This window comes from Kumtagia ephedrae (genome assembly GCF_003012745.1).
GTDB lineage: Bacteria > Pseudomonadota > Alphaproteobacteria > Rhizobiales > Rhizobiaceae > Kumtagia > Kumtagia ephedrae.
In genome coordinates, this window is sequence record NZ_PXYK01000032.1 from 1 (window position 1) to 26,656 (window position 26,656).

The window sequence follows — 26,656 nt, forward strand, 5'->3', positions numbered from 1 at the left end:
GTAGGGCAGTAGGGCAGTAGGGCAGTAGGGCAGTAGGGCAGTAGGGCAGTAGGGCAGTAGGGCAGTAGGGCAGTAGGGCAGTAGGGCAGTAGGGCAGTAGGGCAGTAGGGCAGTAGGGCAGTAGGGCTGCCACTCCCTGCAAATAACCTCCGTGAGCTTAGTTCCAGAAGGGCATGACCGTCGGCCGAATTTTCTTGACCGTCTTTGGGACCTCCGGCTCGCAGTTCTACTGCCCTACTGCCCTACTGCCCTACTGCCCTACTGCCCTACTGCCCTACAGGGAATTCACATGACCGAACTTTCCGCCTTTCATGACGTGCGCTTTCCCGTCGCCGTGTCGTTCGGGGCGACCGGCGGGCCGGAGCGGCGCAACGAGATCGTGGCGCTGACCTCGGGGCGCGAGAAGCGCAACGCCCGCTTCGCGCAGTCGCGCCACCACTACGACGCCGGCACCGGCGTGCGCTCGCTGGCCGACCTCTATGACATCGTCGCCTTCTTCGAGGCGCGGCGCGGCTCGCTGCACGGCTTCCGCTTCCGCGACCCGTTCGACATGAAATCGTGCCGTGCCGACCAGGCGCCGTCCGACGCGGACCAGGTGCTCGGCACCGGCGACGGCGGCAGGGCGCGGTTTGCCCTGGTCAAGCGCTACGGCGACGGGGCGGGCTCCTATGTCCGGCCGATCCGCAAGCCCGTGGTCGAGACGCTGCGGGTGGCGGTGGCGGGCAGCCCGCCGGCGGCGCCGGGCGACTACGGCTTCGACGAGGCGACCGGCGATATCGTGTTCGCGCCGGCAGCCGTGCCGGGCGCGGGCGAGGTCGTGACGGCCGGTTACGAGTTCGACGTGCCGGTGCGCTTCGACACAGACCGGCTGGAGGTGGGCATCAGCGCCTTCAAGGCCGGCCGCATCCCCTCGATCCCGCTGGTGGAGGTGCAGCTTTGAGCGTCTATCCGGAAGCATTGGCCGCGCATCTCGACGGCGAGACGACGACCGTCTGCCATTGCTGGCGGCTGACGCGGCGCGACGGCACGGTCAGGGGATTTACCGACCACGACCGGCCGCTCAAGGTGGATGCTGCCGATTTCCGGCCGCTCACCGGCTTCAGCGCGACGGAGGCACGCGACACGCTGGGCCTGGCGATCGACACGGTGGACGTCGAGGGCGCTTTGTCCTCCGACGAAATCGACGAGGCCGACATCGCGCGGGGGCTCTATGACGGGGCGACTGTCGAGACGCTGCTGGTCAACTGGGCCGAGCCGTCGCAGTTCGCCGTGCTGCGCAGTGCCACGATCGGCAAGATCACGCGGCGCGACCACGCCTTCGTCGCCGAGCTGAAGAGCCGCGCGCATGCGCTGGACCAGGTCAACGGCCGCTATTTTTCCAAGAGATGCGATGCCGAGCTGGGCGATGGCCGCTGTCGTTTTATGCTCGATCAGCCGGCGTTTTCCGGCAGCGGCACGGTGCTGGCCGCATCCACTCCCGACCTGCTGACGGTTTCGGGCCTGGACGGATTCGCCTCCGGCTGGTTCTCGCTCGGGCGTGTCGAATGGACCACCGGGGCGCTGGCCAGCCGGGTCTCGCATGTGACCAGCCATGTGAAGGAGCAGACCGGCGTCTGCCTGGCGCTCCAGCCGGGCGAGGGCGTAGCCCCGGAACTCGGCGACGGTTTCGTCGTCCGGGCCGGCTGCGACAAGGCTTTTTCCACCTGCAAGGAAAAGTTCGGCAACGCGCTGAACTTCCAGGGCTTTCCGCATCTTCCCGGCAATGACGCGGCCTATGGCTACGCCGTCGACGGCGACGTGTTCGACGGCGGACCGCTGGTGCCATGAACATGGGCGCGGGATACGACGCGGCGGAGCGGATCGTCGCCGAGGCGTTGGGCTGGGTCGGCACGCCCTACCGGCACCAGGGATCACGCAAGGGCGTGGGCTGCGACTGCCTCGGCCTGCTGCTCGGCGTCTGGCGAAGCGTCTACGGGACCGTCCCGGAGGAGCCCGGCCCCTATGCGGCCGACTGGGCCGAGGCCGGCGGCGAGGACCGCCTGCTTGAAGCGGCACGGCGGCACTGCCGCGAGAAGCCGGCCGGCACGGCGGCCGCCGGCGACCTGCTGCTGTTCCGCTGGCGTGCAAGCCTGCCGGCAAAACATGCGGCGATCCTGATCGCGCCCGACCGCTTCGTGCATGCCTACGAGGGCAGCACGGTGGTGGTGAGCCCGCTGGTGCCGCAATGGCGAAAGCGCATCGCCGGGGTTTTCGCCTTTCCCGACATCTCGACGCCTGATCGTCAGGGCTGATCCATGGCAGTTCTTCTCCTGCAAGCCGCCGGCGCCTATCTCGGCGGGCTGTTCGGCTCCTTCGGCGCGACGATCGGCACGGCCGCCGGGGCGCTGGCGGGCTACACGCTCGACCGCGCCCTGCTCGACGGGACACGTCGGATCGAGGGACCGCGGCTTTCCGGCGCTCGCCCGCTGACCGCCGAGGAGGGGGCGCCGGTGCCGCGGCTCTACGGCACGGCGCGGCTGGGCGGCGTGCTGATCTGGGCAACGCGCTTCGAGGAGGTCTCGACCACCCGCCGGCAGGGCGGCAAAGGCGGCACCAAGGTCACCGAATACAGCTATTTCGGCAATGCCGCCTTCGGGCTGTGCGAGGGCGAGATCGCCGGCGTGCGGCGCGTCTGGGCCGACGGGCGCGAGCTGGATCTCACCAAGCTCGAGATGCGGGTTCACAGAGGTACTGCCGACCAGCCGCCCGATCCGCTGATCGCGGCAAGGCAGGGCGCGGACAACACGCCGGCCTATCGCGGGCTCGCCTATGTCGTGTTCGAGCGGCTTCCGCTCAACGACTACGGCAACCGCATCCCGCAGATGCAGTTCGAGGTGCTGCGCCCGGTGGGCGGGCTGCGCGACGGCATCCGCGCCGTGGCGCTGATTCCCGGCTCGACCGAATACGGGCTCGATCCGCGGCCGATCACGAAAAGGCTGCGGCCGGGCGAGACAGTGCCGGAAAACCGGCATGTGCTGTTCGGCGCGACCGACATCACCGCCTCGCTCGACGAATTGCAGGCGCTTTGCCCCAACCTCGCCGACATCGCGCTGGTGGTCTCCTGGTTTGGCGACGATTTGCGCGCCGGCCACTGCACCGTGCGGCCCGGCGTGACCAAGGCGACCGGCGTCGATTTCTCGAAACCGTGGAGCGTCTCCGGCGTCGGGCGCGGCGGCGCCAGGCTGGTGTCCTCGCATGGCGGCGGATCGGCCTATGGCGGCACGCCGACCGACGCCTCAGTCGTCGCCGCGATCCGCGAGATCAGGGCGCGGGGCCTCAAGGTGACGCTCTATCCCTTCGTCATGATGGACGTGCCGCCCGGCAACGACCTGCCCGACCCTTATGGCGGGACGGAGCAGGCGACCTATCCCTGGCGCGGTCGCATCACCTGCTTTCCCGGGCCAAGCCAGGCGGAGTCCGCGGACAAGACCGCGGCAGCGCGCTTGCAGGTCGAGGCGTTTTGCGGGGCGGCCGAGCGGGCGGATTTCTCCATCGACGACGAGACGGTCGAGTTCGACGGCTCCGCGGGCGACTGGGGATTTCGCCGGCTGGTGCTGCACTACGCGCATCTGGCGCTGGCGGCGGGCGGCGTCGACGCCTTCCTGATCGGCTCGGAGATGCGCGGGCTCACCACATTGGGCGACGGAGCGAACGCCTTTCCCTTCGTCGAGACGCTGTGCGAACTGGCCGACGCGGTGAAGGCGCTGCTCGGGCCGGAGACGGCGATCTGCTACGGTGCCGACTGGACCGAGTATTTCGGCCACCGCCCGGCCGACGGGTCGGGAGACGTGTTCTTCCATCTCGACCCGCTGTGGGCGCGGCCGTCGGTCGCCGCCGTCGGCATCGACAATTACATGCCGCTGTCGGACTGGCGCGACGCCGACTATTTTTCCGGTAATCCCGACGGCGCCAGCGGACCCTACGATCCGGAAGCCCTGCGCGCGGCGATCAATTCGGGCGAGGGCTTCGACTGGCACTATGCCGGCTTCGCCGACCGCCAGGCGCGGCTGCGTTCGCCGATCACCGACGGCGCCCACGCAAAGCCCTGGGTGTTCCGCTACAAGGATTTGGTCGGCTGGTGGTCGAACCCGCATTTCAACCGGATAGGCGGCGTGGAACTGCCGACGCCGACCGACTGGGTGCCGCGCGGCAAGCCGATCTGGCTGACGGAGCTGGGCTGCCCCGCCGTCGACAAGGGGCCGAACCAGCCCAACGTCTTCGTCGATCCGAAGTCGAGCGAAAGTTTCACGCCCTACTTCTCCAGTGGCGGCCGCAGCGACCTGGCGGTCAAGCGTTTTCTCGAGGCGCATGCCGCGCATTGGGATCCGGCGAGCCAAGGTTTCCGGCCGGCCGACAATCCGCTCTCGCCCGTCTATGGCGGGCGCATGCTCGACCATGAAAGGATCTATGTCTGGTGCTGGGACGCGCGGCCGTTTCCGGCATTTCCGCTGCAGGCGGACGTCTGGGCGGATGGCGCCAACTGGCATCTCGGCCACTGGCTGAACGGCCGGCTGGAGGGCCCGGACGCCGGCTCGCTGATCAACGCCATTCTTTCCGACCATGGGCTGCCGGCGGCGGATGCGAGCGAGGCCGACGGCTGCCTGCACGGCTATGTCGTCGACGAGCCGGGTTCGGCACGGGCGGCGCTCGAGCCGCTGGTCGATCTGTTCGACCTCGCCGTCCGGGAGGAGCCCGGCGGGCTGGTGTTCCGCTCGGCGAGAGCGCGCTCGGCCGCGCCGCTGACGATCGAGGCGATGGTCGTGGAGGACGGCGCCGCCACCGTCGAGCGGACGCGAGCGCCTGATCACGAGCTTCCCGTCGAGGCGGTTCTCGCTTTCTGCGATCCGCTGGCGGCGTTCCAGTCGGCTTCCGTGCGTTGCCTGCGGGCGGGCGCGGCGGGAAAGCGCCAGCAGACGGTGAGCTTTCCCGGCGTGCTCGAGCGCGAGCAGGCGCAAGCGCTTGTCGCCGACTGGTTGGCCCGCGCCTGGGCCGGCCGCGAGACCGTGGCGTTCTCGGTCGCAAGCTACAGGCAGGGGCTGGAGCCGGGGGCCGTCATCCGGCTGCCGGGGCCGGACATCTCCGAATATCTGGTGACGGAGGTCGAGGACGGGCTGGTGCGGCGACTGAAGGCACGCCGCATCGAGCGGGCCGCGCCGTCCGTGTGGGCCAATGTTCCGCCGGAGACGCAGCCCGGTCCGGTGATCGAGGCCGGCCAGCCGCATGTGCTGTTCCTCGACCTGCCGGGCCGCGCCGCGACGACCGCGCCGCAGGATCATTTCCGCGTTGCCGCCTGGCAAAGGCCGTGGCGCAGCCAGGTGCTGCTCGCCTCGCCGGACACGACCGGGTTTTCGCAGCGCGCGACGATCGATCGGCCGGCCGATCTGGGTGAACTTGCAGACCCGTTGCCACCGGGCGCTTTCGAGGGGCGGGTCGACCGGTCGACGGCGCTTCTCGTCACGCTGTTCGATGCCGAGGCCGAAAGCGTCAGCCGGCTGCAGCTGCTGAACGGCGCCAATGCGGCGGCGGTGCTGGCTGCCAATGGCGTCTGGGAGGTGCTGCAGTTCGAGACGGCCGAAGAAATCGCGCCGGATCTGTGGCGGCTCGGCCGGCTGCTGCGCGGCCAGCTCGGCACCGGCGATGCGATGGCGGCGGGCGCGGCGGCCGGCGCGCCGTTCGTCCTGCTCAACGAGCGGGTGAGGGCCGCCGGGCTGGCGGCCGGCGAGATCGGGCTGCCGCTGAACTGGCGGGTCGGTCCGGCCGGCGCGGTGCTGTCCGTCGAGACCTTCGCCAGCCATTCCGGCACCGGCGGCCTCCGGGCAAGGCTGCCGCTGGCGCCGGTGCATCTGAGATGCAGGAAGGTCACGGGCGGCGACCTCGCCTTCTCCTGGGTGCGGCGCGGCCGGATCGACGCCGACGACTGGGCGGCGACGGAAATCCCGCTGGGCGAGGAGCGGCAGGGATGCCGGATCGACGTCGCCGCCGTGGGCGGGCTGGTGGTGCGCAGCGTGACCGTCGTGCTGCCGGCGTGGACCTATCCGGTAGCCGAGATCCTTGCCGATTTCGGCGGGATGCCTTCGGAACTCGACGTGACGGTGCGCCAGCTCAGCCTTCCCGCCGGCTGGGGCATTCCGGCGACGCGGCGGTTCGCTCTCTGACGACTCGGCTGGCCCGGTCTCTCATGAAGATGATTCAGTGTCTGAACGGCCTGAATCGGCGTCTTCGATCTTTCCCCCAATTGCTTGAAAGGATTCGACAAATGTCCGACAGCAAACCCTGGTACCTGTCGCGCACCGTGTGGGCCGCCGTCGTCACCATCCTGGTCGCGCTGCTCGGCCTGCTCGGCGTGCCGACCGACGGCTTCGACGATGCGGCCTTAGTCGACACGCTGCTGCAGGCGGCGACGGCGGTCGCCGGCGTGGTGGCGCTGCTCGGCCGGCTGGCCGCGAAGGCGCGGATCGGGTGAGATTTCCTACCGAGTTGCCCTTGGAATCGTTCATTCCGCGTTCAGAAGGAATGCGCTAGAAACGGCGGCATGAAACGCTTGCTTTCCCACCTCCGGTCCGGCCTTGCGGCGCTCGGCGCGGCGGGCTTCCTGGCCTCCGAAGCGGTTGCCGGTCCCGTGATGCTGCCGCCGGTCTCCGGTGGCGAGCGCCCCGTGCTGCTGGTCCAGGCGGATTGCTATGCGATCGGCCAGGAAGTGGCGGCGCAGCGGGGCGGCACGCTGGCGCGCGCCAGCCAGTCGAACCAGGGCGGGCGGCCGGTCTGCGTGATCGTCGTCCTCATCCCCGGCAAGGACGGCCAGCGCCCGCGCCGCACCGAAGTCGTCGTGCCGCTGAACTGAGCTCGGTTCGCGTGGCGCCGCCGGTCCTGTAAGATGCCCTTCCCCTGTTCTGGCGGATGATTCCATGCGGATACTGGTCGTCGAGGATGACAAGGACCTGAACCGGCAGCTCACCCAGGCGCTGACGGATGCGGGTTATGCGGTCGACAAGGCCTTCGACGGCGAGGAGGGGCATTTCCTCGGCGACACCGAGCCCTACGACGCCGTCGTGCTCGACGTCGGCCTGCCGCAGATGGACGGCATCAGCGTGGTCGAGCGCTGGCGCCGCGACGGGCGAAAAATGCCGGTGCTGATCCTGACGGCGCGCGACCGCTGGAGCGACAAGGTGTCCGGCATAGACGCCGGCGCCGACGACTACGTCACCAAGCCGTTCCATATCGAGGAGGTGTTGGCGCGGCTGCGGGCGCTGATCCGCCGCGCCGCCGGGCATGCCTCATCCGAACTCACCTGCGGGCCGCTCAGGCTAGACACCAAGGCGTCGAAGGCGGACATGAACGGCATGCCGCTGAAGCTGACTTCGCACGAGTTCCGGCTGCTGGCCTATCTGATGCACCACATGGGCGAGGTGGTTTCGCGCACCGAGCTGGTCGAGCATCTCTACGACCAGGATTTCGACAGGGATTCCAACACGATCGAGGTGTTTGTCGGCCGGTTGCGCAAGAAGATGGGCGTCGACATGATCGAGACGGTGCGCGGCATGGGCTACCGCATGCGCGAGCCGGCGGCGTGACGGACGTCGCGCCGCGGGCGGAAAAACCGCGGCGCTGGACGCCGAGGCTGGCGCCGCGCTCGCTGGCCGTCCGCGTCGTCGCCTTCTCCACCATCTGGGCGATCATCGCGCTGATCGCCATCTACACGGTGATTGCCGCGCTCTACCAGCAGGCCAGCGAGCGCGGCTTCGACAGCCTGCTTTCGGCGCATCTGTTCAACCTCATCGGCTCCGTCGGCGTGTCGGCCTCCGGTATGCTCACCGGCTCGCCGGATCTCGGCGATCTGCGCTTCTCCGAACCGGAATCGGGCTGGTACTGGGAGGTCAAGCCGGTGGCGCGCGGGCTCACCGGCGACCTGCGCTCGCTGTCGATGACGCAGGACGTTCCCTCGCCGAGCGCCGAGGAGGCGCCGTTCAACGAAAGCTTCCAGCGCAACTATCTCACCGACGGCATCGGCGGCGAGGAACTGGAAGTGCTCGAGAGCGAGTTCGTGCTGGACCAGCAGAACCGCGTCGCGCGCTTCCGCGTCATGGGCAACCGCTCGGAGCTGGAGCGCGAGATCGACGTCTTCGAGTGGCGGCTGTTCACCTACCTGTCGCTGTTCGGCATCGGCATGATCGCCATCAACGCCGCCGCGATCCTGCTCGGCCTGCGACCGCTCGGCCGCGTGCGCGAAGCGCTGGCGAAGGTGCGCGAGGGCACGGCGCAGCGGCTGCGCGGCACCTTTCCGACCGAGATCGAGCCGCTCGCCAACGAGACCAATGCGCTGATCGAGAACAACCGCCGAATCGTCGAGCGCTCGCGCACCCAGGTCGGCAATCTCGCCCATTCGCTGAAGACGCCGCTGGCCGTGCTGATCAACGAGGCGCGGGCGCTGGGCGGCGACAAGGGCAAGATCATCGCCGACCAGGCGACGGCCATGCAGAGCCAGCTCGAACACTATCTGCAGCGGGCGCGCATCGCCGCGCAGCGCGACAGCGTCGTCTACCGCACGCCGGTAACGCCGCTTTTGCAGCGTATGGTACGGGTGATGGCGAAGCTGAATGCCGGCGTCAGCGTGTCGTTCGCGCCGCCCGCGGCCGACATCCTGTTCGCCGGCGAGCGCGAGGATCTGGAGGAGATCGTCGGCAACCTCCTGGACAACGCGATGAAATGGGCGAACCGGCGCGTGACGGTGTCGCTCGCGCCGGCCGCTCCGAGGGACGAGCACGGCATGTTCGCCATCACCATCGAGGACGACGGGCCGGGCATTCCCGAGGACAAGGCGCGCGAGGTGCTGAAGCGCGGCAGGCGGCTGGACGAGAGCAAGCCGGGAACCGGACTCGGCCTGGCGATCGTTTCCGATCTGGTCAGCGAGTACGGTGGCGCGATCGAACTGGGCCGCGCCGGCATCGGCGGTCTGAAGGCGGTTGTCCTCCTGCGCCGCGTCGAGTAGAGGCTGAGGCTTGGCCGTGGCAAGGTGCCGCGGCCAAATTTCGGCCAAATATCAACCCTATCGCGGCGGCATTCACAATGTCGTGCGCGGCATCGGTCGGTGGTGGGAATGGCTATTCGTACGGTGCTGCTTGCCACTCTTCTGGCGATCTCGGGCTGCGCGACGATCTCGGGCGCCGGTGGCGGCGCAGGCACGGACGTCACGCCGCCGAGCGGCTCCGGCAAGGCCAGCATGGTCGGCGGGCTGATCACCGGGTCGCTCGGCTCCGGTCTCGGCTCCGGCGACAGGCAGAAGGCGCTCGCCGCCGAATACCACGCGCTCGAATACACCCAGAGCGGGCAGACGGTCTCCTGGACGGGCGGCCGCGCCGGCCGCTCCGGCGACGTGGTGCCGGCGCAGCCCTACCGGGTCGGATCGCAGGACTGCCGCCAGTATACGCACAAGGTTGTGATCGACGGCGCCACGCGCACGGCGCGCGGCACGGCCTGCCGCAATGCCGACGGAAGCTGGGCGACGCTGAGCTGACAGCCCGGCCCGGACGGCCGACGCCCGGTCAATCAGCCGCAGCGCCGGCGATTGGCAGGGGCCGCCGACACGGATATTGGAAGGCGCATGCTGTTCTGGATCGTCGCCGCGCTGCTGACGCTGGCTGCCAGCCTGGCGGTGATGCTGCCGCTGGCGGGCCGGACCCGCGCCGACAACCCGCGTGATCACGACATCGAGGTCTATCGCGACCAGCTCAAGGAGCTGGAGCGCGACGCCGCGCGCGGCCTGATCGGCCCTGCCGAGGCAGAGGAGGCGAAAGCCGAGATCGGCCGGCGCATCCTGCGGCTGGCCGGGCCCGAGAACGCGGATTCCGCAAGGGCCGGCGCAAAACTTCCGCGCATGGTCGCCGTTGCCGCCGTGCTTGCGGTTCCCGTGATCGCCTGGGGCGTCTACGCCGTCACCGGCTCGCCGGCATTGCCCGGCCAGCCGCTGAGCGCCCGGCTGGCCGAAGATCCTGCCGACAGCTCGCTCGAGGAACTGATCGCCCGCGCCGAGGGTCATCTCGTGTCCAATCCCGAGGATGGACGCGGTTGGGACGTGCTGGCGCCGATCTACCTGCGCGGCGGGCGCTTCGCCGATTCGGTTTCCGCCTATCGCAACGCCATCCGCCTGCTCGGCGAGACGCCCGACCGCCTTGCCGGTCTCGGCGAGGCGCAGGCGAGCGCTGCCGGCGGGCTGGTCACCGCCGAGGCAAGAGCTTCCTTCGAGCGGGCAATGGCGGCGGACCCCGCCAATCCGAAGGCGCGTTTCTATCTCGCTACCGCGCTCGCCCAGGAGGGCAGGCTGAAGGAGGCGGGGGAGGCGTGGCGGACGATGCTTTCAGCGCTGCCGGCCGACAATCCATGGCGCGAGGCGGTGCAGCAGGCGATCGCCGAGGCGGACCGCCGCATCGCCGCGGCCGATGCGCCTCCCGCCGCCGGGCCGAGCCAAAGCGAGATCGAAGCGGCGCAGAAGATGTCGCCGCAGGACCGCGCCGCCATGATCGAGCAGATGGTGGCCGGGCTTGATCAGAAGCTCAGGGAGAATCCGCGCGATCCGGAAGGCTGGATGCGGCTGGTGCGTTCCTATGCCATGCTCGGCCGGACGGATGCGGCCCGGGATGCGCTGGCGCGCGGCCTGGAGGCGCTCGACGGCGACAGCGAGGACGGCAGGCGCCTGCTGGCGCTCGCCGCCTCGCTCGGCCTGCCGGCGACGGAGTGAGACGCCGATGACCCGCAAGCAGAAGCGACTGTCCGTGATTGCCGGCGCGCTCGCCTTCCTCGGCGCCGCCACGGCGCTCACCTTCTACGCGCTCGGCCAGAAGGCGTCGTTCTTCTACATGCCGGCCGAGCTGCAGGCAGCAGCCCTGGAGCCAGGCCAACGCGTGCGGCTCGGCGGGCTGGTCGAAGCCGGCACGGTGAAGCGCGGGCAGGGGACGGAAGTGTCCTTCTCGGTGACCGATGGCGAAAGATCGGTGCCGGTCGCCTATGTCGGCATCCTGCCGGACCTTTTCAGAGAAGAGCAGGGGATCATCGCCGAAGGAACCCTGCGGCCGGACGGCGTTTTCGCCGCCGACAGCGTTCTCGCCAAGCATGACGAGACTTATATGCCCAAGGAAATCGCCGACAGCCTGAAGGAGAAGGGCGTGTGGAAGGACGAGACGGCGGGATCGGGGTCGTGACATGATCGTCGAAACCGGCCATTTCGCCCTCGTGCTGGCCTTCGCGCTGGCGCTGGTCCAGTCGGTGGTGCCGCTGGTCGGGGCGCGCACCGGCGAAGCGCGGCTGATGGCGGCGGGCGGGCCGGTGGCCATCGCCGGCTTCGCGCTGACGGCGCTCGCCTTCGCGGCGCTGACGGCGGCCTATGTCCAGTCCGACTTCTCGGTCGCCAATGTCTGGCAGAACTCGCATTCGCTGAAGCCGATGCTCTACAAGGTCACCGGCACCTGGGGCAACCACGAGGGCTCGATGCTGCTCTGGGTGGTGATCCTTGCCTTCTTCGGCGCGCTGGTGGCGGTGTTCGGGCGCAACCTGCCGGCGACGCTGCGCGCCAACGTGCTGGCCGTGCAGGGCTGGATCGGCGCCGCCTTCCTGCTGTTCGTGCTGGCCACCTCGAACCCGTTCGTCCGGCTCGAGCCGGCGCCGTTCGAGGGCCGCGACCTCAACCCTATCCTGCAGGACATCGGCCTCGCCATCCATCCGCCGCTGCTCTATCTCGGTTATGTCGGCTTCTCCATCTCATTCTCCTTCGCCGTCGCCGCCCTGATCGAAGGACGCATCGACGCGGCCTGGGCGCGCTGGGTGCGTCCGTGGACGCTGGCCGCCTGGGTGTTCCTGACCGGCGGCATCGCCATGGGCTCCTACTGGGCCTACTACGAGCTCGGCTGGGGCGGCTTCTGGTTCTGGGATCCGGTCGAGAACGCCTCCTTCATGCCATGGCTGGCGGGTACCGCGCTGCTGCACTCGGCGATCGTCATGGAAAAGCGCTCGGCGCTGAAGATCTGGACGATCCTGCTCGCCATCCTCACCTTCTCGCTGTCGCTGCTCGGCACCTTCCTGGTCCGTTCCGGCGTGCTGACCTCGGTGCATGCCTTCGCCACCGATCCGACGCGCGGCGTCTTCATCCTCGGCATTCTCGTCGTCTTCATCGGCGGTTCGCTGGCGCTGTTCGCGTTGCGCGCCGGCAGCCTGACGGCCGGCGGACTGTTCCACCCGATCTCGCGCGAAGGCGCGCTGGTGCTGAACAATTTGTTCCTGACGACGGCGACGGCGACGGTGCTGGTCGGCACGCTCTATCCGCTGGTGGTCGAGGCGATCTCCGGCGACAAGATCTCGGTCGGCGCACCGTTCTTCAACCTGACCTTCGGGCCGCTGATGCTGCCACTGCTCCTGCTCATCCCCTTCGGGCCGCTGCTCGCCTGGAAGCGCGGCGACGTCTTTGCGGTGGCGCAGCGGCTGATGGCGGCGTTCGGCGGCGCGCTGCTCGCCGTGCTCGCCACCTTGCTGCTGGTCGACGGCGCGTCGGTGTTCGCCGCGCTCGGGATAGGGATCGCGGTCTGGATGGTTCTCGGCGCGCTCACCGACCTGGCGCAGAAATCCGCCCTCGGTGCGGTGCCGCTCGGCGTCGCCGCGCGGCGCTTCGCCGGACTGCCGCGCTCGGTGTTCGGCACGGCGCTGGCGCATATGGGCATGGGGCTGAGCGTTCTCGGCATCGTCGCGACGGTCGCCTTCGAAGTCGAGCACATCACCGTCATGAAGCCGGGCGAGACCACCGAGATCGCCGGGCGCACGCTGCGCTTCGAGGGCGTCGCGCCGGTGCAGGGGCCCAACTTCACCGAGACGCAGGCGCGCTTCGTGCTGATGCAGGGCGGAGTTTCGCGCGGCGCGCTCATCTCGTCCAAGCGCATCTACACGGCCCGCCAGATGCCGACCACCGAAGCCGGCATCCTGACGCGGGGCCTGAGCCAGCTCTATGTCTCGCTTGGCGACGAGACGGGCGACGGCGGCATGGTCGTCCGCATCTGGTGGAAGCCGCTGGTCACCCTGATCTGGCTGGGCGGGGCGGTCATGATGGCGGGCGGCGCCGTCTCGCTGACCGATCGGCGGCTGCGCGTCGGCGCGCCGTCGCGGCGTACCCGGCCGTCGGCCGTGCCCTCCGGAGCCAAGGCGTGAGGCGGCTCGGCATCCTTGCCGCCGCGCTGCTGCTCGCCGTCGCGGCTGCAATCCCCGCCGGCGCGGTGCAGCCGGGCGAGAGGCTGGCCGATCCGGCGCTGGAGGCGCGGGCGCGGTCGCTTTCGGCCGAGCTGCGCTGCATGGTCTGCCAGAACCAGTCGATCGACGATTCCGACGCGGAGCTTGCGCATGATCTGCGCGTGCTGGTGCGCGAGCGGCTGTCGGCCGGCGACACGGATGCGCAGGTGCTCGACTTCGTCGTCGCCCGCTACGGCGAGTTCGTGCTGCTCAAGCCGCGCTTCAACGCCCGCAACGCGCTGCTGTGGGGCACGCCCGTGCTGTTGCTGGTGGTGGGCGGCGCTGTCGTTTTCGCGTTCGGCCGATCAAGGCGGCGATACGCAAGCGAGAAGCTTTCCGGCGAGGAGCAGGCGGCGCTGCGGCGGATTCTCGATGAGAATGGCAAGGGGCGGCCAGAAGGCGCCTGACTGACAGCCACCCCTGACGCTTTGGTGGCCGACTGCGAGCTACGGGTGATTGCCGATCGCTGTCATCAACTCGAACACCCGCTGCTCCTCCGCAAATCCCTTGAGCGCGTGCCTGCCGAGGTCCCCGACCGCTTCGGCCGGCAGTTCGGCGGCGGCCTCGGCCGAGCAGACGGCGCGCTTGTCGAGCGCCTTGGCGATGCCTTCCAGCCGGCTGACATAATTGACCGTCGGGCCGACCACGGTGAAGTCGAGCCGGTCGCGGCTGCCGATGTTGCCGTAGACGAGCGGCCCGACATGCAGGGCGGCGACGAAGGGCAGATCCCTGGCCGCTTCGTGAGCGAACGCGGCGGCGATGGCGCGGGCGGCGCGCAGGCAGGCATCCCGGCGTCCGGAGTCGCGCGCGGGAAAGACGGAAAGCACGCCGTCGCCGATGAACTTGAGCACGTCGCCGCCCTCGGCGCGGACCGAATCGACGACCACCTCGAAATAGCGTCCCAGCCGGTCGAGCAGCGCGTCGGGGGCCAGCCGTTCCGACTGGCCGGTGAAATCACGCATGTCGGTCACCAGCACCGCGGCTTCCGCCTCGGTCATCTGGCCGCGCTGGAAGTCGCCCTTGACGACGCGGCTTGCCGGGCCGGAGCCGAGATAGACCTCGAGCAGGCTCTCCATGGAATGGCGCATGGCGGCCGGCTCCAGGGCGGCGGCGATCGCCGGCGCCAGTTCCTCGATCAACGCCACCTCCGGATCCGCGAAGCCGCTCGGCCGGTCCGTCGTGAAGGCGCCGACCTGCACCGAGCCGTCGCCATATTCGATAGGCAGGGCCAGATAGCCGGTGCTGCCGGCTTCCGCCAGCTCGAACAGCACGGGATGGTCGCGGCCCGCCACCAGATGTTCCAGCGAACATCGGAAGCTCGTGCGGGTGGTGATGACGTGCTCGAACGGGCTGCCGCGATAGGAGGCGGTGGAAAGCATGCTGCGCGGCACCGTGTAGAGCTCCGCGCCGCCGTCCCTGGTCCATATCACGCCCCAGGCGCCGATCAGCGGATTGGAAACCCTTTGGCCGATCCGCACCCGCCACAGCGGGACGCCGGCGACGACAAGACGCTCCGCCAGCCCTCCGACGATACCCTCCGGCGGAAGGCTTTTGCGCGCCGGACCGATCAGCCAGGCGGCGATCGGCTGCAGATGTGAATTTTCCAGGTCGGCCACGATGTCCTCCTGCGCCGAGACGCACCGGACATATAGGAGGAGGGCCGGGACAAGCGAAGTCCAAGCTCCCGCGAACATTACCTAAATTTCATGTGCCGGAAATGGCGCCGTAATGTGCCGGCTCCTATTTCTCTTGCCAGCGGATGCCGCTCGAGACGCATCCCTTCAAGAGGAATAGAGCGACCATGAACACCCCCAACACTCCCGTTTCGCGGACCCGCACGCGCCTGCTTGCAGCGGCCGCGTCCCTTGCCATTGCCGGTGCGATCGGCTTCGGTGCCGTCACCAGCGGCACGGCGCCCGTGTTCGCCGAAGCCGTCCGCATCGACGGACCGCAGGCCCCCGGCTTCGCCGACGTCGTCGAGAAGGTCTCGCCGGCCGTCGTCAGCGTCCAGGTCAAGGCCAAGATCTCGCCCGCGTCCGATCGCGGTCCCGACGTCTTCTCGGGCCCCGGCTTCGATGATCTTCCCAACGACCACCCGCTCAAGCGCTTCTTCCGCGAGTTCCGCGGCGACGGCGATCGCAGCGACCGCTGGCAGCAGCGTCGCGGCAATCGCGACAACCCGCGTCCGCGTCCCATGTCCCAGGGCTCCGGCTTCTTCATCTCCGAGGACGGCTATCTCGTCACCAACAATCACGTCGTCGAAGGCGGTTCGGCCTTCACCGTGGTGATGGACAATGGCGACGAGCTTGACGCCAAGCTGGTCGGCACCGACCCGCGCACCGACCTCGCCGTGCTCAAGGTCGACGACAGCCGCAAGTTCACCTATGTCGACTTCGCCGACGACGGCAAGGTGCGCGTCGGCGACTGGGTCGTGGCGGTCGGCAATCCGTTCGGCCTCGGCGGCACGGTGACGGCCGGCATCGTCTCGGCGCGCGGCCGCGACATCGGCGCCGGCCCGTATGACGACTTCATCCAGATCGACGCGGCGGTCAACCGCGGCAATTCCGGCGGCCCGGCCTTCAACCTGAACGGCGAGGTCGTCGGCATCAACACCGCCATCTTCTCGCCGTCGGGCGGCAATGTCGGTATCGCCTTCGCCATCCCCGCCTCGACCGCGCGCGACGTGGTGCAGGACCTGATCCGCGACGGCAGCGTGTCGCGCGGCTGGATCGGCGTGCAGATCCAGCCGGTGACCAAGGACATCGCCGATTCGCTCGGCCTGGCCGACGCCAAGGGCGCCATCGTCTCCGAGCCGCAGGCCGACGGTCCGGCCGTCAAGGCCGGCATCAAGTCGGGCGACGTGATCACCGCCGTCGACGGCAAGCCGGTCGGCTCGCCGCGTGAGCTGGCCCGCCTCATCGGCGGCATCCAGCCGGGCAAGTCGGTCGACCTGACCGTGTGGCGCGACGGCAAGTCCGAGCAGGTCAAGCTCGAGCTCGGCACGCTGCCGGGCAGCGACACGCAGGCTTCGGCCGACGACGGCAAGCCGCAGCAGGTCGAGCCGTCCTCGCTCGCCGATCTCGGCCTGACCGTCGCTCCGTCCGAGGACGGCAAAGGCCTGGTCGTGACCGATGTCGACCCGGACAGCGATGCCGCCGACCGCGGCATCCAGCCCGGCGACGTGATCACCGCGGTCAATTCGCGCGAGGTCAAGGGTCCGAGCGACGTGACCACCGCCATGGACGATGCCGCCAAGGCCGGCCGCAAGGCCGTCCTCATGCAGCTCAGCCGCGACGACACCAGCCGCTTCGTGGCGCTGCCCATCGGCCGCAGCTGACCGGTGTTGCCGGCGTTCCGCCCGACCACCCCCCCGGGCGCCGCCGGCAACGTCGGACCGGCCGGCGTAGTCAGTCTGTCACGGCCGGTTCGGCGGCAGCGGTCCATCGGGCCGCTGCCGCACAATTGCGAGGAAAGGCGATGAGCATCCTGCCGGCAGAATTTCGCGAATTCGCGTATGGTGATCCGATGAAGATTCTGGTCATCGAAGACGATCGCGAAGCCGCGGACTACCTGCAGAGGGCGCTTTCGGAGGCGGGGCATACCGTACACGTCGCCGGCGACGGCGACAGCGGCTTCACGCTCGCCGACACAGGCGACTACGACGTCATGGTGGTCGACCGCATGCTGCCGCGCCGCGACGGCCTGTCGGTCATCGCCGGGCTGCGGTCGCGCGGCAACAGCACGCCGGTGCTGATCCTCTCGGCGCTGGGCGAGGTCGACGACCGCGTCACCGGCCTGCGCGCCGGCGGCGACGACTATCTGACGAAGCCCTATGCCTTCACCGAACTGCTCGCCCGGGTCGAGGTTCTGTGCCGCAGGGCCAACATCAAGGATGCAGAGACCGTCTACAAGGTCGGCGACCTCGAACTCGACCGCCTGTCGCACACGGTGCGGCGCGCTTCCCGCGAGATCGTCCTGCAGCCGCGCGAGTTCAAGCTGCTGGAATATCTGATGCGGCATGCCGGGCAGGTGGTGACCCGCACCATGCTGCTCGAGAACGTCTGGGACTATCATTTCGATCCGCAGACCAATGTCATCGACGTCCATATCTCGCGCCTGCGCTCCAAGATCGAGAAGGGGTTCGACAGCCCGATCCTGCACACGGTGCGGGGCGCGGGCTACATGCTGAAGGCTGCATAGCGGATGCGGCTTCCCGCCAGCTTCAGGACCACGGCCGCCCGCCTCTCGGCGCTCTATCTGCTGCTGTTCGGCCTGTGCGCGGTGGCGCTCGTCTTCTACATGACCGCTCTGTCGGCGCGCATGCTCGCCTCGCAGACGCAGGACACCATCAACGAGGAGGTGGTCGGGCTTGCCAACGCCTACCAGCGCGGCGGGCTGCCGCTGCTGGTGCGCACCGTCGAGCGGCGCTCGCGCCAGCCCGGTGCCAATCTCTATCTGATCGCCGATGCCAACGGCCGCATCCTTTCCGGCAATGTCGAGAGCCTGGAGCCCGGCGTGCTCGACGTGGAAGGCTGGACCGAGCGGCCGTTCTCCTACCAGCGGTTCGGCGAGGGAGAGCGCCGCGCGCGCTCCGCCGCGGTGCCCGAAGCGCCCGCGGCGGAATCCGAGGTCCGGCATGCGGCGATCGCGCTGGTGCTGAGGATGCCCAACCAGATGATCATGCTGGTCGGCCGCGACCTCGGCGAGCCTGAGCGCTTCCGCGTCATCGTGCGCCGCTCGCTGATGGCGGCGCTCGGCATCATGGGCCTCGGCGCGCTGCTGATCTGGTTCTTCGTCGGCCGCCGCGCGCTGAAGCGCATCGACAACGTGTCGGAGGCGAGCCGCCGCATCATGGGCGGCGACCTGAGCGGACGCCTGCCGGTGACCGGGGCCGGCGACGAGTTCGACCGGCTGTCGGAAAACCTCAACGTCATGCTCGGCCGCATCGCCGAGCTCAATGAGGGCCTGAAGCAGGTTTCCGACAACATCGCCCACGACCTGAAGACGCCGCTGACGAGGCTGCGCAACCGCGCCGAGGCGGCGCTGGGCGGCGCACCGGGCGACAAGGGCTACCGCGAGGCGCTGGAGGCGACGATCGCTGAATCCGACCAGCTCATCCGCACCTTCAACGCCATCCTGATGATCTCGCGGCTGGAGGCCGGCTATTCGGCCGAGCAGACGGCGCCGGTCGACCTGAGCGAGGTGGTTCGCGACGTGGTCGAGCTCTATGAGCCGGTGGCCGAGGAGACGGAGGTGGCGCTGGCTGCCGATGTCCCCGCGGGCATGACGATCGAGGGCAACCGCGAGCTGATCGCCCAGGCGGTCTCCAATATCGTCGACAACGCCATAAAATACACGGCCGGTACCAACGCCGCGCCCAGGGTGACGGTGGCGCTGGAGAAGCGGGGCGGCGAGATCGTGCTCGCCGTTTCAGACAACGGCCCCGGCATTCCGGAGGAGGCCGACCGCAAGCGCGCCACCGAGCGCTTCGTACGGCTGGAGCAGAGCCGGTCGCAGCCGGGCTCCGGCCTCGGCCTCAGCCTCGCCAAGGCGGTGATGAAATTCCACGGCGGCCGTCTTGATCTGGAGCCGCGCGATCCCGGACTATCCGTCATCATGAGCTTTCCGGTCGGGAAGGAGACCTAGATGGCGGGAGCGGCGGACAAGGCAGTGGCAAAACCGCGTCTGTTCGAAGGCAGGCCGGCCCGGCTGAAGCCGCTCGATCCGGCGGAGGCAAGGCGGGAACTGCGCGATGTCGCCGAGGCGGCGAAGGAGAAGAATCTGCCGCGCCTGTCGGCGCTGCTGTCGGGCCGCGACGCCGAGGCGGAGTTCCTCGCCGCCGTGTTCGACCTGTCCGATTTCATGCGCGACTGCGCCCGCCGCCGGCCGGAGATGCTCGACCAGCTCTTCGACACCGCGATCGACGACCGGCTGGCGGGGATCGTCGCGGCGGTGCGCGGCCTGCCCTTTGGCGAAGGCGTCACCGAGAAGGTGCTGATGACCGAGTTGCGCCGGCTGAAGCTGGAGGCGCATTTCCTGATCGCGCTCGACGATCTTGCCGGCGCCGCCGGCGCGGACAAGTCGGTGCGCCGCCTGAGCGACCTGGCCGACGCCTGCACGGCCGCGGCGATCGACTTCCTGCTGCGCGACGCGCATGAGGCCGGCAAGCTGAAGCTGCCCGATCCGGCAAAACCCGGCGAAGGTTCCGGCTGGATCGTGCTCGGCATGGGCAAGCTCGGCGCGCATGAGCTCAATTTTTCTTCCGATATCGACCTGGTGGTGTTCTTCGAGCCGGAGGCGCCGGCGATCCTTGATCCGCTCGAGGCCACCGACCTGTTCTCGCGGCTCACCAAAAGGCTGGTGCGCATCCTGCAGGACCGCACCGAGGCCGGTTATGTCTTCCGCACCGACCTGCGGCTGCGGCCGGACCCCGGCTCCACCCCACTGGCGATCCCGGTTGAGGCCGCGCTCAACTATTACGAGGCACGCGGCCAGAACTGGGAGCGCGCCGCCATGATCAAGGCGCGGCCGGTGGCCGGCGACATCGCTGCCGGCGGGAGGTTCCTGAAGGAGCTGCAGCCCTATGTCTGGCGCAAGTACATGGATTTCGCGGCGATCGCCGACGTGCATTCGATCAAGCGCCAGATCCATGCGCACAAGGGCCATGGCGAGATCGCCGTCAGGGGCCACAACGTCAAGCTGGGGCGCGGCGGCATTCGCGAGATCGAGTTCTTCGTGCAGACGCAGCAGCTCATCGCCGGCGGCCGCTTCCCGGAGCTGCGCGGCCGCCAGACCGTGCCGATGCTGGCCGAGCTGGCGAAGCATCGGTGGATCACGGCGGAGGCTCGCGACGCGCTCACCGCGCAATACTGGTTCCTGCGCCGGGTCGAGCACGCCATCCAGATGGTGGCGGACGAACAGGTACACACGTTGCCGGAGACAGATGAGGGGCTCGACCGCATCGGCCGCATGCTGGGCTATGACGGCTGCGAGGATTTTTCGGCGGCGTTCCGCGCCTCGCTGCAGGAGGTCGAGAGCCACTATGCGGCGCTGTTCGAGAGCGCGCCCGAACTTTCCTCGGGCGTCGGCAATCTCGTCTTCACCGGCGACGTCGACGATCCCGACACGCTGCAGACGCTGAAGCGGCTCGGCTTCGAACGGGCGAGCGACATCTGCCGGGTCATCCGCTCCTGGCATTTCGGCCGCTACCGGGCGACCCGCTCGGCCGAGGCGCGCGAGCGGCTGACCGAGCTGACGCCGGCGCTGCTGCAGGCCTTCGGCAAGACGCGGCGCGCCGACGAGGCGCTGCTGCGCTTCGACGCCTTCCTGGCCGGCCTGCCCGCCGGTATCCAGCTGTTCTCGCTGCTGCAGTCCAACCCGGCGCTGCTGAAGCTGCTCGCCACCATCATGAGCGCAGCACCCGCGCTCGCCGCCATCATCACCCGGCGGCCGCACGTCTTCGACGGGCTGCTCGACCCGGCGCTGCTGGCCGAGCTGCCGAGCCGCGACTACCTGGCCGGCCGCCTGGCTTCTTTCGTGGCGAGCGCCACGACGCACGAGGAGGTGCTCGACCGGCTGCGCATCTTCGCATCCGAGCAGAAGTTCCTGATCGGGGTGCGGCTGCTCGCCGGCGCGATCGATGCGGCGCGGGCGGGAAAGGCGTTTTCCGACCTTGCCGACCTCACCATCGGGGCGGCGCTCGACGCGGTGATCGCCGAATTCGCCATCCGCCACGGCCACGTGCCCGGCGGGCGCGTCGCCATCCTCGGCATGGGCAAGCTTGGCAGCCGCGAGCTGACGGCGGGCTCCGACGTCGACCTGATCCTGCTCTACGACCACGACCAGGATGCCGAGGAATCGGACGGCGACAAGCCGCTGGCGCCCTCGCACTATTATGCGCGCATGACGCAGCGCCTGATCGCCGCGGTCTCGGCGCAGACCGCCGAAGGCGTGCTCTACGAGCTCGACCTCAGGCTCCGGCCTTCCGGCAACAAGGGGCCGGTCGCCACCCATATCGATGCCTTCCGCAAATACCAGCGCAACGACGCCTGGACCTGGGAGCACATGGCGCTGGTGCGCGCCCGGCCGGTGGCGGGAGACACGGGGTTCTGCGCCGAGGTCGAGGCGGAGGTCGAGGCGGTGCTGGCGCTGCCGCGCAAGCCGGCCAAGGTCTTGAAGGAAGCGGCCGACATGCGCCGCCTGATCGAGGAGGAGAAGCCGCCGCGCGACATGTGGGACATCAAGCTGATCCCCGGCGGGCTGATCGACCTCGAATTCATCGCGCAATGCGCGGTGCTGACCGGCAATGCCGAGGGCGACCGCGTCACCGGCACGGCGGAGGTGCTGGCACGGCTTTCGCCCGCCTTCGCCGACGCGCAGACGCGGCAGGAGCTTTGCGACGCCGACGCGCTGTACGCCGCGCTCACGCAGATGATCCGGCTTTGCCTGACCGGTCCGTTCGAGCGCAAGGAGGCGCCGCCCGGCCTCATCGATCTTCTCATGGGGGCGACCGACTTGCCAGACATCGGCGTGCTTGAAGCGCACGTCAAGGAGACGGCGCAGCGGGTCCGAAGCCATTTCGGCCGGCTGCTTCGTGCCGGGGGGACCTGACGGCCGGACGCCGTCACGTCGCGCCGGAACCGCATCGGGGGTGACGATGCAAAGGAGAGCAGGAATGAAGACTTCCACGAAACTGGCGATGGCCTTCCTGGCGGTGGCCACGGCATCCGGCAGCGCGGCCTTCGCCGACGAGAGGCCGCGCGAGCGCGGCGAACGCGAGAACCTCCGCTTCGAGCGCGCGGATGCCGATTCCAGCGGCGACGTGACCTTCGAGGAGTTCGCGGCGGCGATGAAGAGCCGCATCGGCGCGGCCGATACCGACGGCGACGGCAAGATGACGGTGGCCGAGATCGCCTCCGAGATCGAGCGCATGCGCGCCGAGCGGCGGGCGCGGCGCATCGTCGAGCGCTTCGACACGGACGGCGACGGCATGCTGACGGCGGCCGAGATCGAGTCACGTCAGAAGAAGATGTTCGCGCTGATGGACCGCAACGACGACGGCAAGATCGTGCCGGAGGAGATGCGGCAGGGCAGGAACTGGCGGCGGTAACGCTGCTTCCCTCCCCCTTGAGGGGAGGGCAATCGCATATGGAGCTACCCCCACCCCTAACCCCTCCCCTCAAGGGGGAGGGGGACCGGCTGGCGTCTCCGCCGACCACGAATCGTCGACGGTTTCGCATTGCATAGCAGCCGCAAAGTCCCCCTCCCCCTTGAGGGGAGGGGTTAGGGGTGGGGGTAACGGAGCAGCGAAATTCGTCGCCGTCTGCCATATGCGATTGCCCTGCCCTCAAGGGGGAGGGCAGTCGCTGCGCCTTACTCCGCCGCTTCCCGCATCGGCTCGGCGCGGGCCACCGCCGGCGTCTTGCGCGCGGGGATGCGCACCGACACGATGGTGCCGACGCCCTCGGTCGAGCGGATCTTCAGCTTGCCGCCGTGCAGCTCCGCCAGCGAGCGCGAGATGGCGAGCCCGAGCCCGGAGCCGGCATGGCTCTTGGAGAACTGGTTCTGCACCTGCTCGAACGGCCGGCCGAGCTTGGTCAGCGCGCTTTTCGGGATGCCGCAGCCATTGTCCTCGATGGTCAGCATCATCGCGCCGGCGACGTTCTTGGCGCGCACCAGGATGTGGCCGCCTTCGCCGGTGAATTTGACTGCGTTGGAGAGCAGGTTGATGACGATCTGCTTGATGGCGCGGCGGTCGGCGACCAGCGTCATCGCCTCGGCGATGCGGGTCTCCACGGCGATCGACTTCTGCGCCGCCTGCAGCGAGATGACCCGCACCGTCTCGCTGATCAGCGGGTGCACGTCGATCTCCTCGCGCTCCATCGAGAACTGGCCGGCCTCGATCTTCGACATGTCGAGGATGTCGTTGATGACGCCGAGCAGGTGCTTGCCGCTGCTGTTGATGTCGCCGGCATATTCCTCGTAGCGCGGCGAGCCCAGCGGCCCGAACAGCTTTGACGCCATCAGCTCGGAGAAGCCGATGATGGCGTTGAGCGGCGTGCGCAGCTCGTGCGACATGTTGGCGAGGAATTCCGACTTGGCGCGGTTCGCGGCCTCGGCGCGGTCCTTCTCCTTCATGTATTTCCGGTTGAGGTCGACCAGCTCGCGCGTGCGCTCCTCCTCGTTGCGGCGCGCCTGGCTGAGATCGTGCAGATTGGCCATCAGCCGGCGCTCGCCGTCGAGCAGCTTCTCCTGGTGCTGCTTGATCAGCGTGATGTCGGTGCCGAGCGAGACGGTGCCGCCGTCGCGCGTCTTGAGCTCGTTGACCTGCAGCCAGCGGCCGTCGGCGAGCTGGCGCTCGTAGGTGGCGCCGCCGCGCGGCCCGTTCGGGTTGGCGATGCGCCGCTCGGCAACGAAGGCGGTCATGCGCCCTTCCAGTTCCTGGCGCGGAGTGCCGGGCAAGGTGTCCCGGTCGGAGAGGCCGCTGTCCTGCTGGTATTTGGTGTTGCACATGACCAGACGGCCGGCCGCGTCCCACAGCACGAAGGATTCGCTGATGCTCTCGACGGCCGTGCGCAGTCGCAGATCGGCGGCCTCGGAGCGCGCGGCGAGATGGCGCTGCTCGCTGACGTCGACGGCGATGCCGATGAGCTTGATCTCGGAGGCCTCGGCGTCGATCACCTGAGCGCGCGCCCGCACCCAGATCCAGCGCCCTTCGGCATGGCGCATGCGGAAAACCTGGTCGATGTTGTCGATCTCGCGCGCCACGATCTTTTCGGCGAGGTGGAACAGGTCGTGGTCGTCGCGGTGGATGATGCCGGCGACCTCGCCGAAGGACAGCATCGACTCGCAGGGCTCGTAGCCCAGCATCTCGTACATGGAGCGCGACCAGTACATCTTGCCGCGCACCATGTCCCAGTCCCATAGGCCGCAGCGGCCGCGGATGAGGGCGAGGTCGATGCGCTGGTGCGCGTCGCGATAGACGCGGTCCGCCGTCTGGGCGCGTCCCGCCTGGCGGAAATAGGCGTAGAGCACGATGATCAGCACGCTGCCGGTCAGCACGAACAGGGTGATGTTGAGCGAGACGGCGCGCCGCCAGTCGGCGAAGACGGCATCCTGCGGGACCAGCGCCGCGGCGGCGACGCTGCGGTCGGCCGAAAGGTCGACGGCGGCGAACCACGGCTTTCCGTCTATGGTCACCGCCGCCACGCCGGCGCGGTCGCCGAACATGAACAGCGGCTGCCCGCCGGAGACGATGGCGTCGAGGCGCGCGCCGCGCCAGGCCGAAGCGGACGGCGTGACCGCCAGCACGGTGAATCGCTCGTCCGTCACCGCGAGCACATGGCGGGAGCCGGGCATGGCCCGACGGTTCGCGTCGTCGACGAGCGCGCGCGCATCGGTCGCCCTGTCGCCCTCGTCGGTGTTGGCCAGCTCGGCTTGCAGGCCCGCCGCGGCGAGCGCCAGCACGGTGCGCGCATTGCGCTCGACCTCGTCATGCTGGGCGAGCAGCGACAGCACGCGCACTGTCGCGATGACGATCAGGAAGACGATCACCAGGATGGGGATGGAACGCCTGAGCAGCGGCTCGATCGCCAGCAGCCGGCGATAGGTGGGGGCCAGGAACAGGCTGCCGCTGGTGCGGACCCCCTTGCGCCCGGCAAAAGCCGATCTGTCGGGCGCGATCCACGCGTCCGTCCTTGCCATGAGAATGGCTCCCCGATTTTCCAGATGATCCGGGTAAGCCGCACGCCCGAATCTGCCCTAAAGAATCAGACGCGATTCGCCTTGTCCAGTGGGCTGTTAAAAAACCGTCAAGCCGATCCCTGCGGATGTGAACAATTTGCGCGCAGGCTCGCGTACCGCACCCAGGATACTGTTGCAAGAAGAATAAGTTTATGCTTATGATAAGCAATGTCTTATGATTATGCCGCGATGATCGCGCTCGCCGATCCCACGCGCCGCCAGGTGTTCGAACTCGTGGCGGAGCAGCCGCGCTCGGTTGCCGAACTGACGCGCTGCCTGCCGGTGTCGCAGCCGGCGGTCTCGCAGCATCTCAAGGTCCTGAAGGACGCGCGCCTGGTGCACGCCGAGCCGCGTGGCGCGAGCAACATCTACCATATCGATCCGCACGGGCTGGGAGAGATGCGCGCCTGGCTCGACCACATATGGGGGGAAGCGCTGGACGCTTTTCGCAAGGAGATCAACGACAGCAGGGAGAAGGAGCGATGAACGCCATGATCAAGTCCGCGCCGGTACGGAAATCCACGACCGTCGAAGTGCCGATCGCCAAGGCCTTCGACGTGTTCACGGCCGGCTTTGGCCGCTGGTGGCCGGCCACGCATTCGATCGGCACCTCGCCGCTGAGGAAGGCGGTTATCGAGCCGCGCGCCGGAGGCCGCTGGTACGAGATCGGCGACGACGGAAGCGAATGCGACTGGGGCGAGGTGCTGAGATGGGAGGCGCCGACGCTGCTCGTGCTTGCCTGGCGGATCGGCGCCGACTGGCGCTACGACGCCGCGCTGCACACCGAGGTCGAAGTCCGCTTCGTCCCGGTCGGCGACCAGCAGACGCGTGTCGAACTGGAGCACCGGCTGCTCGAGAACATGGGCGATGCCGCCGAAGCGGCGCGCCGCGCCTATGACGCCGAAGGTGGATGGCCGGGCCTGCTTGCCGCTTATCAGGCGGAGGTTGCCCGTTCGGCGTGAGCGGACCGGTCAGGGTCCGCAGCGGCGCAGCACGCTGAACTGGAACGCCTGCTTAGTGCCCCAGGGTGTCGTGTGGACATGGCGGCGCTCGTCGACGAGTCGGAACGAGGATCCGACGGTCGCCGCGAGCGCTGCCGGCTCGTAGCGCATTACCGGAAGTCCGCTGCAGCGTTCCGGACCGTCGGCCGCGAAGGTCGCGATGACGGCATGTCCGCCGGGCTTCACCGCTGCCGCGAGCCGCTCCACATAGGCGGCCCGTTCGTCCGGTTCGGTGAGGAAGTGGAAGGCCGCCCGGTCGTGCCAGACATCATAGGTGCGGGCAGGGCGCCACCGGGTCACGTCGGCAACGATCCACTCGACAGCGTCCGCAGCCCCGCCGAGTCTGGCTTTCGCCGCATCGAGTGCCGTCTGCGAGACGTCCAGCACGGCAAGGGCGTGCCATCCATGGCCGAGCAGCGCGTCGACCAGGCGCGAGGCGCCGCCGCCGACATCGATCAGCGAGGATGCGGCGTTCGCTCCAGTCCGTCCGATCAGGTCGAGCGAAACGGCGGGCCGGTCCTCGAACCAGCTCACGCCGGCTTCCCCCTTCTCCGAATAGGTTTTCTGCCAGTGGCTTTGGCTGCTTGTCTCGTCCATCGCGAAAAGGCCGTTTG

Annotated in this window: 23 protein-coding genes; 20 read left to right on the forward strand and 3 right to left on the reverse strand. The window is 68.9% G+C overall.

Annotated features, from left to right (window positions below; all coding sequences use genetic code 11):
- Positions 1–289: 289 nt before the first annotated feature.
- From C7I84_RS24895 to C7I84_RS24955, 13 genes are all read left to right on the forward strand, one after another.
- Positions 290–940: a DUF2460 domain-containing protein gene (locus tag C7I84_RS24895; protein ID WP_106774924.1), complete on the forward strand. Its 651-nt coding sequence runs from the start codon at positions 290–292 to the stop codon at positions 938–940.
- Positions 937–1,827 (forward strand): DUF2163 domain-containing protein, encoded by an 891-nt coding sequence (locus C7I84_RS24900; protein ID WP_106774925.1) that lies wholly within the window; start codon positions 937–939, stop codon positions 1,825–1,827. Before C7I84_RS24895 ends, C7I84_RS24900 begins: the two co-directional genes overlap by 4 nt.
- Positions 1,824–2,291: an NlpC/P60 family protein gene (locus tag C7I84_RS24905; protein WP_425351396.1), complete on the forward strand. Its 468-nt coding sequence runs from the start codon at positions 1,824–1,826 to the stop codon at positions 2,289–2,291. The genes C7I84_RS24900 and C7I84_RS24905 overlap by 4 nt, the downstream gene beginning before the upstream one ends.
- Positions 2,292–2,294: 3 nt before the next feature.
- Positions 2,295–6,194, forward strand: coding sequence for a baseplate multidomain protein megatron (locus C7I84_RS24910; protein ID WP_106774926.1), 3,900 nt, complete (start codon positions 2,295–2,297; stop codon positions 6,192–6,194).
- Between the two features lie 101 nt (positions 6,195–6,295).
- Entirely contained in the window at positions 6,296–6,502 is a 207-nt protein-coding gene (locus tag C7I84_RS24915) for a hypothetical protein (RefSeq protein WP_106774927.1), read from the forward strand.
- Between the two features lie 69 nt (positions 6,503–6,571).
- Positions 6,572–6,880: a hypothetical protein gene (locus C7I84_RS24920; protein WP_106774928.1), complete on the forward strand. Its 309-nt coding sequence runs from the start codon at positions 6,572–6,574 to the stop codon at positions 6,878–6,880.
- A 64-nt stretch (positions 6,881–6,944) separates the two neighbouring features.
- Entirely contained in the window at positions 6,945–7,610 is a 666-nt protein-coding gene (locus tag C7I84_RS24925) for a response regulator transcription factor (RefSeq protein ID WP_106774929.1), read from the forward strand.
- The gene (locus tag C7I84_RS24930) at positions 7,607–9,025 is read left to right on the forward strand and encodes an ATP-binding protein (RefSeq protein WP_280954233.1); all 1,419 of its coding nucleotides are present in this window, start codon (positions 7,607–7,609) and stop codon (positions 9,023–9,025) included. Before C7I84_RS24925 ends, C7I84_RS24930 begins: the two co-directional genes overlap by 4 nt.
- A gap of 108 nt (positions 9,026–9,133) precedes the next feature.
- Positions 9,134–9,550 (forward strand): hypothetical protein, encoded by a 417-nt coding sequence (locus C7I84_RS24935; protein WP_106774930.1) that lies wholly within the window; start codon positions 9,134–9,136, stop codon positions 9,548–9,550.
- Positions 9,551–9,637: 87 nt separating this feature from the next.
- Positions 9,638–10,771: a c-type cytochrome biogenesis protein CcmI gene (gene ccmI / locus C7I84_RS24940; RefSeq protein WP_106774931.1), complete on the forward strand. Its 1,134-nt coding sequence runs from the start codon at positions 9,638–9,640 to the stop codon at positions 10,769–10,771.
- Between the two features lie 7 nt (positions 10,772–10,778).
- Positions 10,779–11,231, forward strand: coding sequence for a cytochrome c maturation protein CcmE (gene ccmE, locus C7I84_RS24945; protein WP_106774932.1), 453 nt, complete (start codon positions 10,779–10,781; stop codon positions 11,229–11,231).
- Between the two features lie 4 nt (positions 11,232–11,235).
- Positions 11,236–13,221 carry a heme lyase CcmF/NrfE family subunit gene (locus C7I84_RS24950; RefSeq protein WP_106774982.1) on the forward strand — a complete coding sequence of 662 codons (1,986 nt, stop codon included), beginning with the start codon at positions 11,236–11,238 and terminating at the stop codon, positions 13,219–13,221.
- The gene (locus C7I84_RS24955) at positions 13,218–13,706 is read left to right on the forward strand and encodes a cytochrome c-type biogenesis protein (RefSeq protein WP_106774933.1); all 489 of its coding nucleotides are present in this window, start codon (positions 13,218–13,220) and stop codon (positions 13,704–13,706) included. The genes C7I84_RS24950 and C7I84_RS24955 overlap by 4 nt, the downstream gene beginning before the upstream one ends.
- A gap of 39 nt (positions 13,707–13,745) precedes the next feature.
- On the opposite strand, the gene C7I84_RS24960 is transcribed toward C7I84_RS24955, so the two are convergent.
- On the reverse strand, positions 13,746–14,915 hold the full coding sequence (locus C7I84_RS24960; protein WP_245428600.1) for an adenylate/guanylate cyclase domain-containing protein: 1,170 nt from the start codon (positions 14,913–14,915) through the stop codon (positions 13,746–13,748).
- Positions 14,916–15,100: 185 nt separating this feature from the next.
- On the opposite strand from C7I84_RS24960, the gene C7I84_RS24965 reads away from it, so the two are divergent.
- From C7I84_RS24965 to C7I84_RS24985, 5 genes are all read left to right on the forward strand, one after another.
- Positions 15,101–16,636: a Do family serine endopeptidase gene (locus tag C7I84_RS24965; protein ID WP_106774935.1), complete on the forward strand. Its 1,536-nt coding sequence runs from the start codon at positions 15,101–15,103 to the stop codon at positions 16,634–16,636.
- Positions 16,637–16,824: 188 nt separating this feature from the next.
- Complete coding sequence (locus tag C7I84_RS24970; RefSeq protein WP_106774983.1) at positions 16,825–17,499, forward strand: response regulator transcription factor; 675 nt, start codon at positions 16,825–16,827, stop codon at positions 17,497–17,499.
- Between the two features lie 3 nt (positions 17,500–17,502).
- Positions 17,503–18,945, forward strand: a complete 1,443-nt coding sequence (locus C7I84_RS24975) for a sensor histidine kinase (RefSeq protein ID WP_106774936.1) — start codon at positions 17,503–17,505, stop codon at positions 18,943–18,945.
- Complete coding sequence (locus C7I84_RS24980) at positions 18,946–21,909, forward strand: bifunctional [glutamine synthetase] adenylyltransferase/[glutamine synthetase]-adenylyl-L-tyrosine phosphorylase (protein ID WP_106774937.1); 2,964 nt, start codon at positions 18,946–18,948, stop codon at positions 21,907–21,909.
- Positions 21,910–21,973: 64 nt separating this feature from the next.
- Positions 21,974–22,408, forward strand: coding sequence for an EF-hand domain-containing protein (locus tag C7I84_RS24985; RefSeq protein WP_106774938.1), 435 nt, complete (start codon positions 21,974–21,976; stop codon positions 22,406–22,408).
- A 263-nt stretch (positions 22,409–22,671) separates the two neighbouring features.
- Here the strand turns inward: C7I84_RS24985 and C7I84_RS24990 are convergent, their stop codons facing one another.
- A complete protein-coding gene (locus tag C7I84_RS24990; RefSeq protein ID WP_106774939.1) occupies positions 22,672–25,002 on the reverse strand; it encodes a PAS domain-containing sensor histidine kinase in 2,331 nt (776 codons plus the stop codon).
- 207 nt (positions 25,003–25,209) lie between these two features.
- Here C7I84_RS24990 and C7I84_RS24995 point away from each other — a divergent pair, with 207 nt between their 5' ends.
- Both C7I84_RS24995 and C7I84_RS25000 read left to right on the forward strand, forming a co-directional pair.
- Positions 25,210–25,527 carry an ArsR/SmtB family transcription factor gene (locus C7I84_RS24995; protein ID WP_106774940.1) on the forward strand — a complete coding sequence of 106 codons (318 nt, stop codon included), beginning with the start codon at positions 25,210–25,212 and terminating at the stop codon, positions 25,525–25,527.
- Positions 25,524–26,003 carry an SRPBCC family protein gene (locus tag C7I84_RS25000; protein WP_106774941.1) on the forward strand — a complete coding sequence of 160 codons (480 nt, stop codon included), beginning with the start codon at positions 25,524–25,526 and terminating at the stop codon, positions 26,001–26,003. Before C7I84_RS24995 ends, C7I84_RS25000 begins: the two co-directional genes overlap by 4 nt.
- Before the next feature lie 9 nt (positions 26,004–26,012).
- Here C7I84_RS25000 and C7I84_RS25005 read toward each other — a convergent pair whose 3' ends face one another.
- Positions 26,013–26,639 carry a class I SAM-dependent methyltransferase gene (locus C7I84_RS25005; protein ID WP_106774942.1) on the reverse strand — a complete coding sequence of 209 codons (627 nt, stop codon included), beginning with the start codon at positions 26,637–26,639 and terminating at the stop codon, positions 26,013–26,015.
- Positions 26,640–26,656: the final 17 nt, after the last annotated feature.

Coding starts and splice junctions, on each gene's coding strand:
- C7I84_RS25000 (WP_106774941.1), top strand. CDS start 25,524: ATGAACGCCATGATCAAGTCCGCGCCGGTACGGAAATCCACGACCGTC.
- C7I84_RS24980 (WP_106774937.1), top strand. CDS start 18,946: ATGGCGGGAGCGGCGGACAAGGCAGTGGCAAAACCGCGTCTGTTCGAA.
- C7I84_RS24975 (WP_106774936.1), top strand. CDS start 17,503: ATGCGGCTTCCCGCCAGCTTCAGGACCACGGCCGCCCGCCTCTCGGCG.
- C7I84_RS24920 (WP_106774928.1), top strand. CDS start 6,572: ATGAAACGCTTGCTTTCCCACCTCCGGTCCGGCCTTGCGGCGCTCGGC.
- C7I84_RS24895 (WP_106774924.1), top strand. CDS start 290: ATGACCGAACTTTCCGCCTTTCATGACGTGCGCTTTCCCGTCGCCGTG.
- C7I84_RS24995 (WP_106774940.1), top strand. CDS start 25,210: ATGTCTTATGATTATGCCGCGATGATCGCGCTCGCCGATCCCACGCGC.
- C7I84_RS24910 (WP_106774926.1), top strand. CDS start 2,295: ATGGCAGTTCTTCTCCTGCAAGCCGCCGGCGCCTATCTCGGCGGGCTG.
- C7I84_RS24915 (WP_106774927.1), top strand. CDS start 6,296: ATGTCCGACAGCAAACCCTGGTACCTGTCGCGCACCGTGTGGGCCGCC.
- C7I84_RS25005 (WP_106774942.1), bottom strand. CDS start 26,639: ATGGACGAGACAAGCAGCCAAAGCCACTGGCAGAAAACCTATTCGGAG.
- C7I84_RS24970 (WP_106774983.1), top strand. CDS start 16,825: ATGAAGATTCTGGTCATCGAAGACGATCGCGAAGCCGCGGACTACCTG.
- C7I84_RS24965 (WP_106774935.1), top strand. CDS start 15,101: ATGAACACCCCCAACACTCCCGTTTCGCGGACCCGCACGCGCCTGCTT.
- ccmI (WP_106774931.1), top strand. CDS start 9,638: ATGCTGTTCTGGATCGTCGCCGCGCTGCTGACGCTGGCTGCCAGCCTG.
- ccmE (WP_106774932.1), top strand. CDS start 10,779: ATGACCCGCAAGCAGAAGCGACTGTCCGTGATTGCCGGCGCGCTCGCC.
- C7I84_RS24905 (WP_425351396.1), top strand. CDS start 1,824: ATGAACATGGGCGCGGGATACGACGCGGCGGAGCGGATCGTCGCCGAG.
- C7I84_RS24985 (WP_106774938.1), top strand. CDS start 21,974: ATGAAGACTTCCACGAAACTGGCGATGGCCTTCCTGGCGGTGGCCACG.
- C7I84_RS24935 (WP_106774930.1), top strand. CDS start 9,134: ATGGCTATTCGTACGGTGCTGCTTGCCACTCTTCTGGCGATCTCGGGC.
- C7I84_RS24990 (WP_106774939.1), bottom strand. CDS start 25,002: ATGGCAAGGACGGACGCGTGGATCGCGCCCGACAGATCGGCTTTTGCC.
- C7I84_RS24925 (WP_106774929.1), top strand. CDS start 6,945: ATGCGGATACTGGTCGTCGAGGATGACAAGGACCTGAACCGGCAGCTC.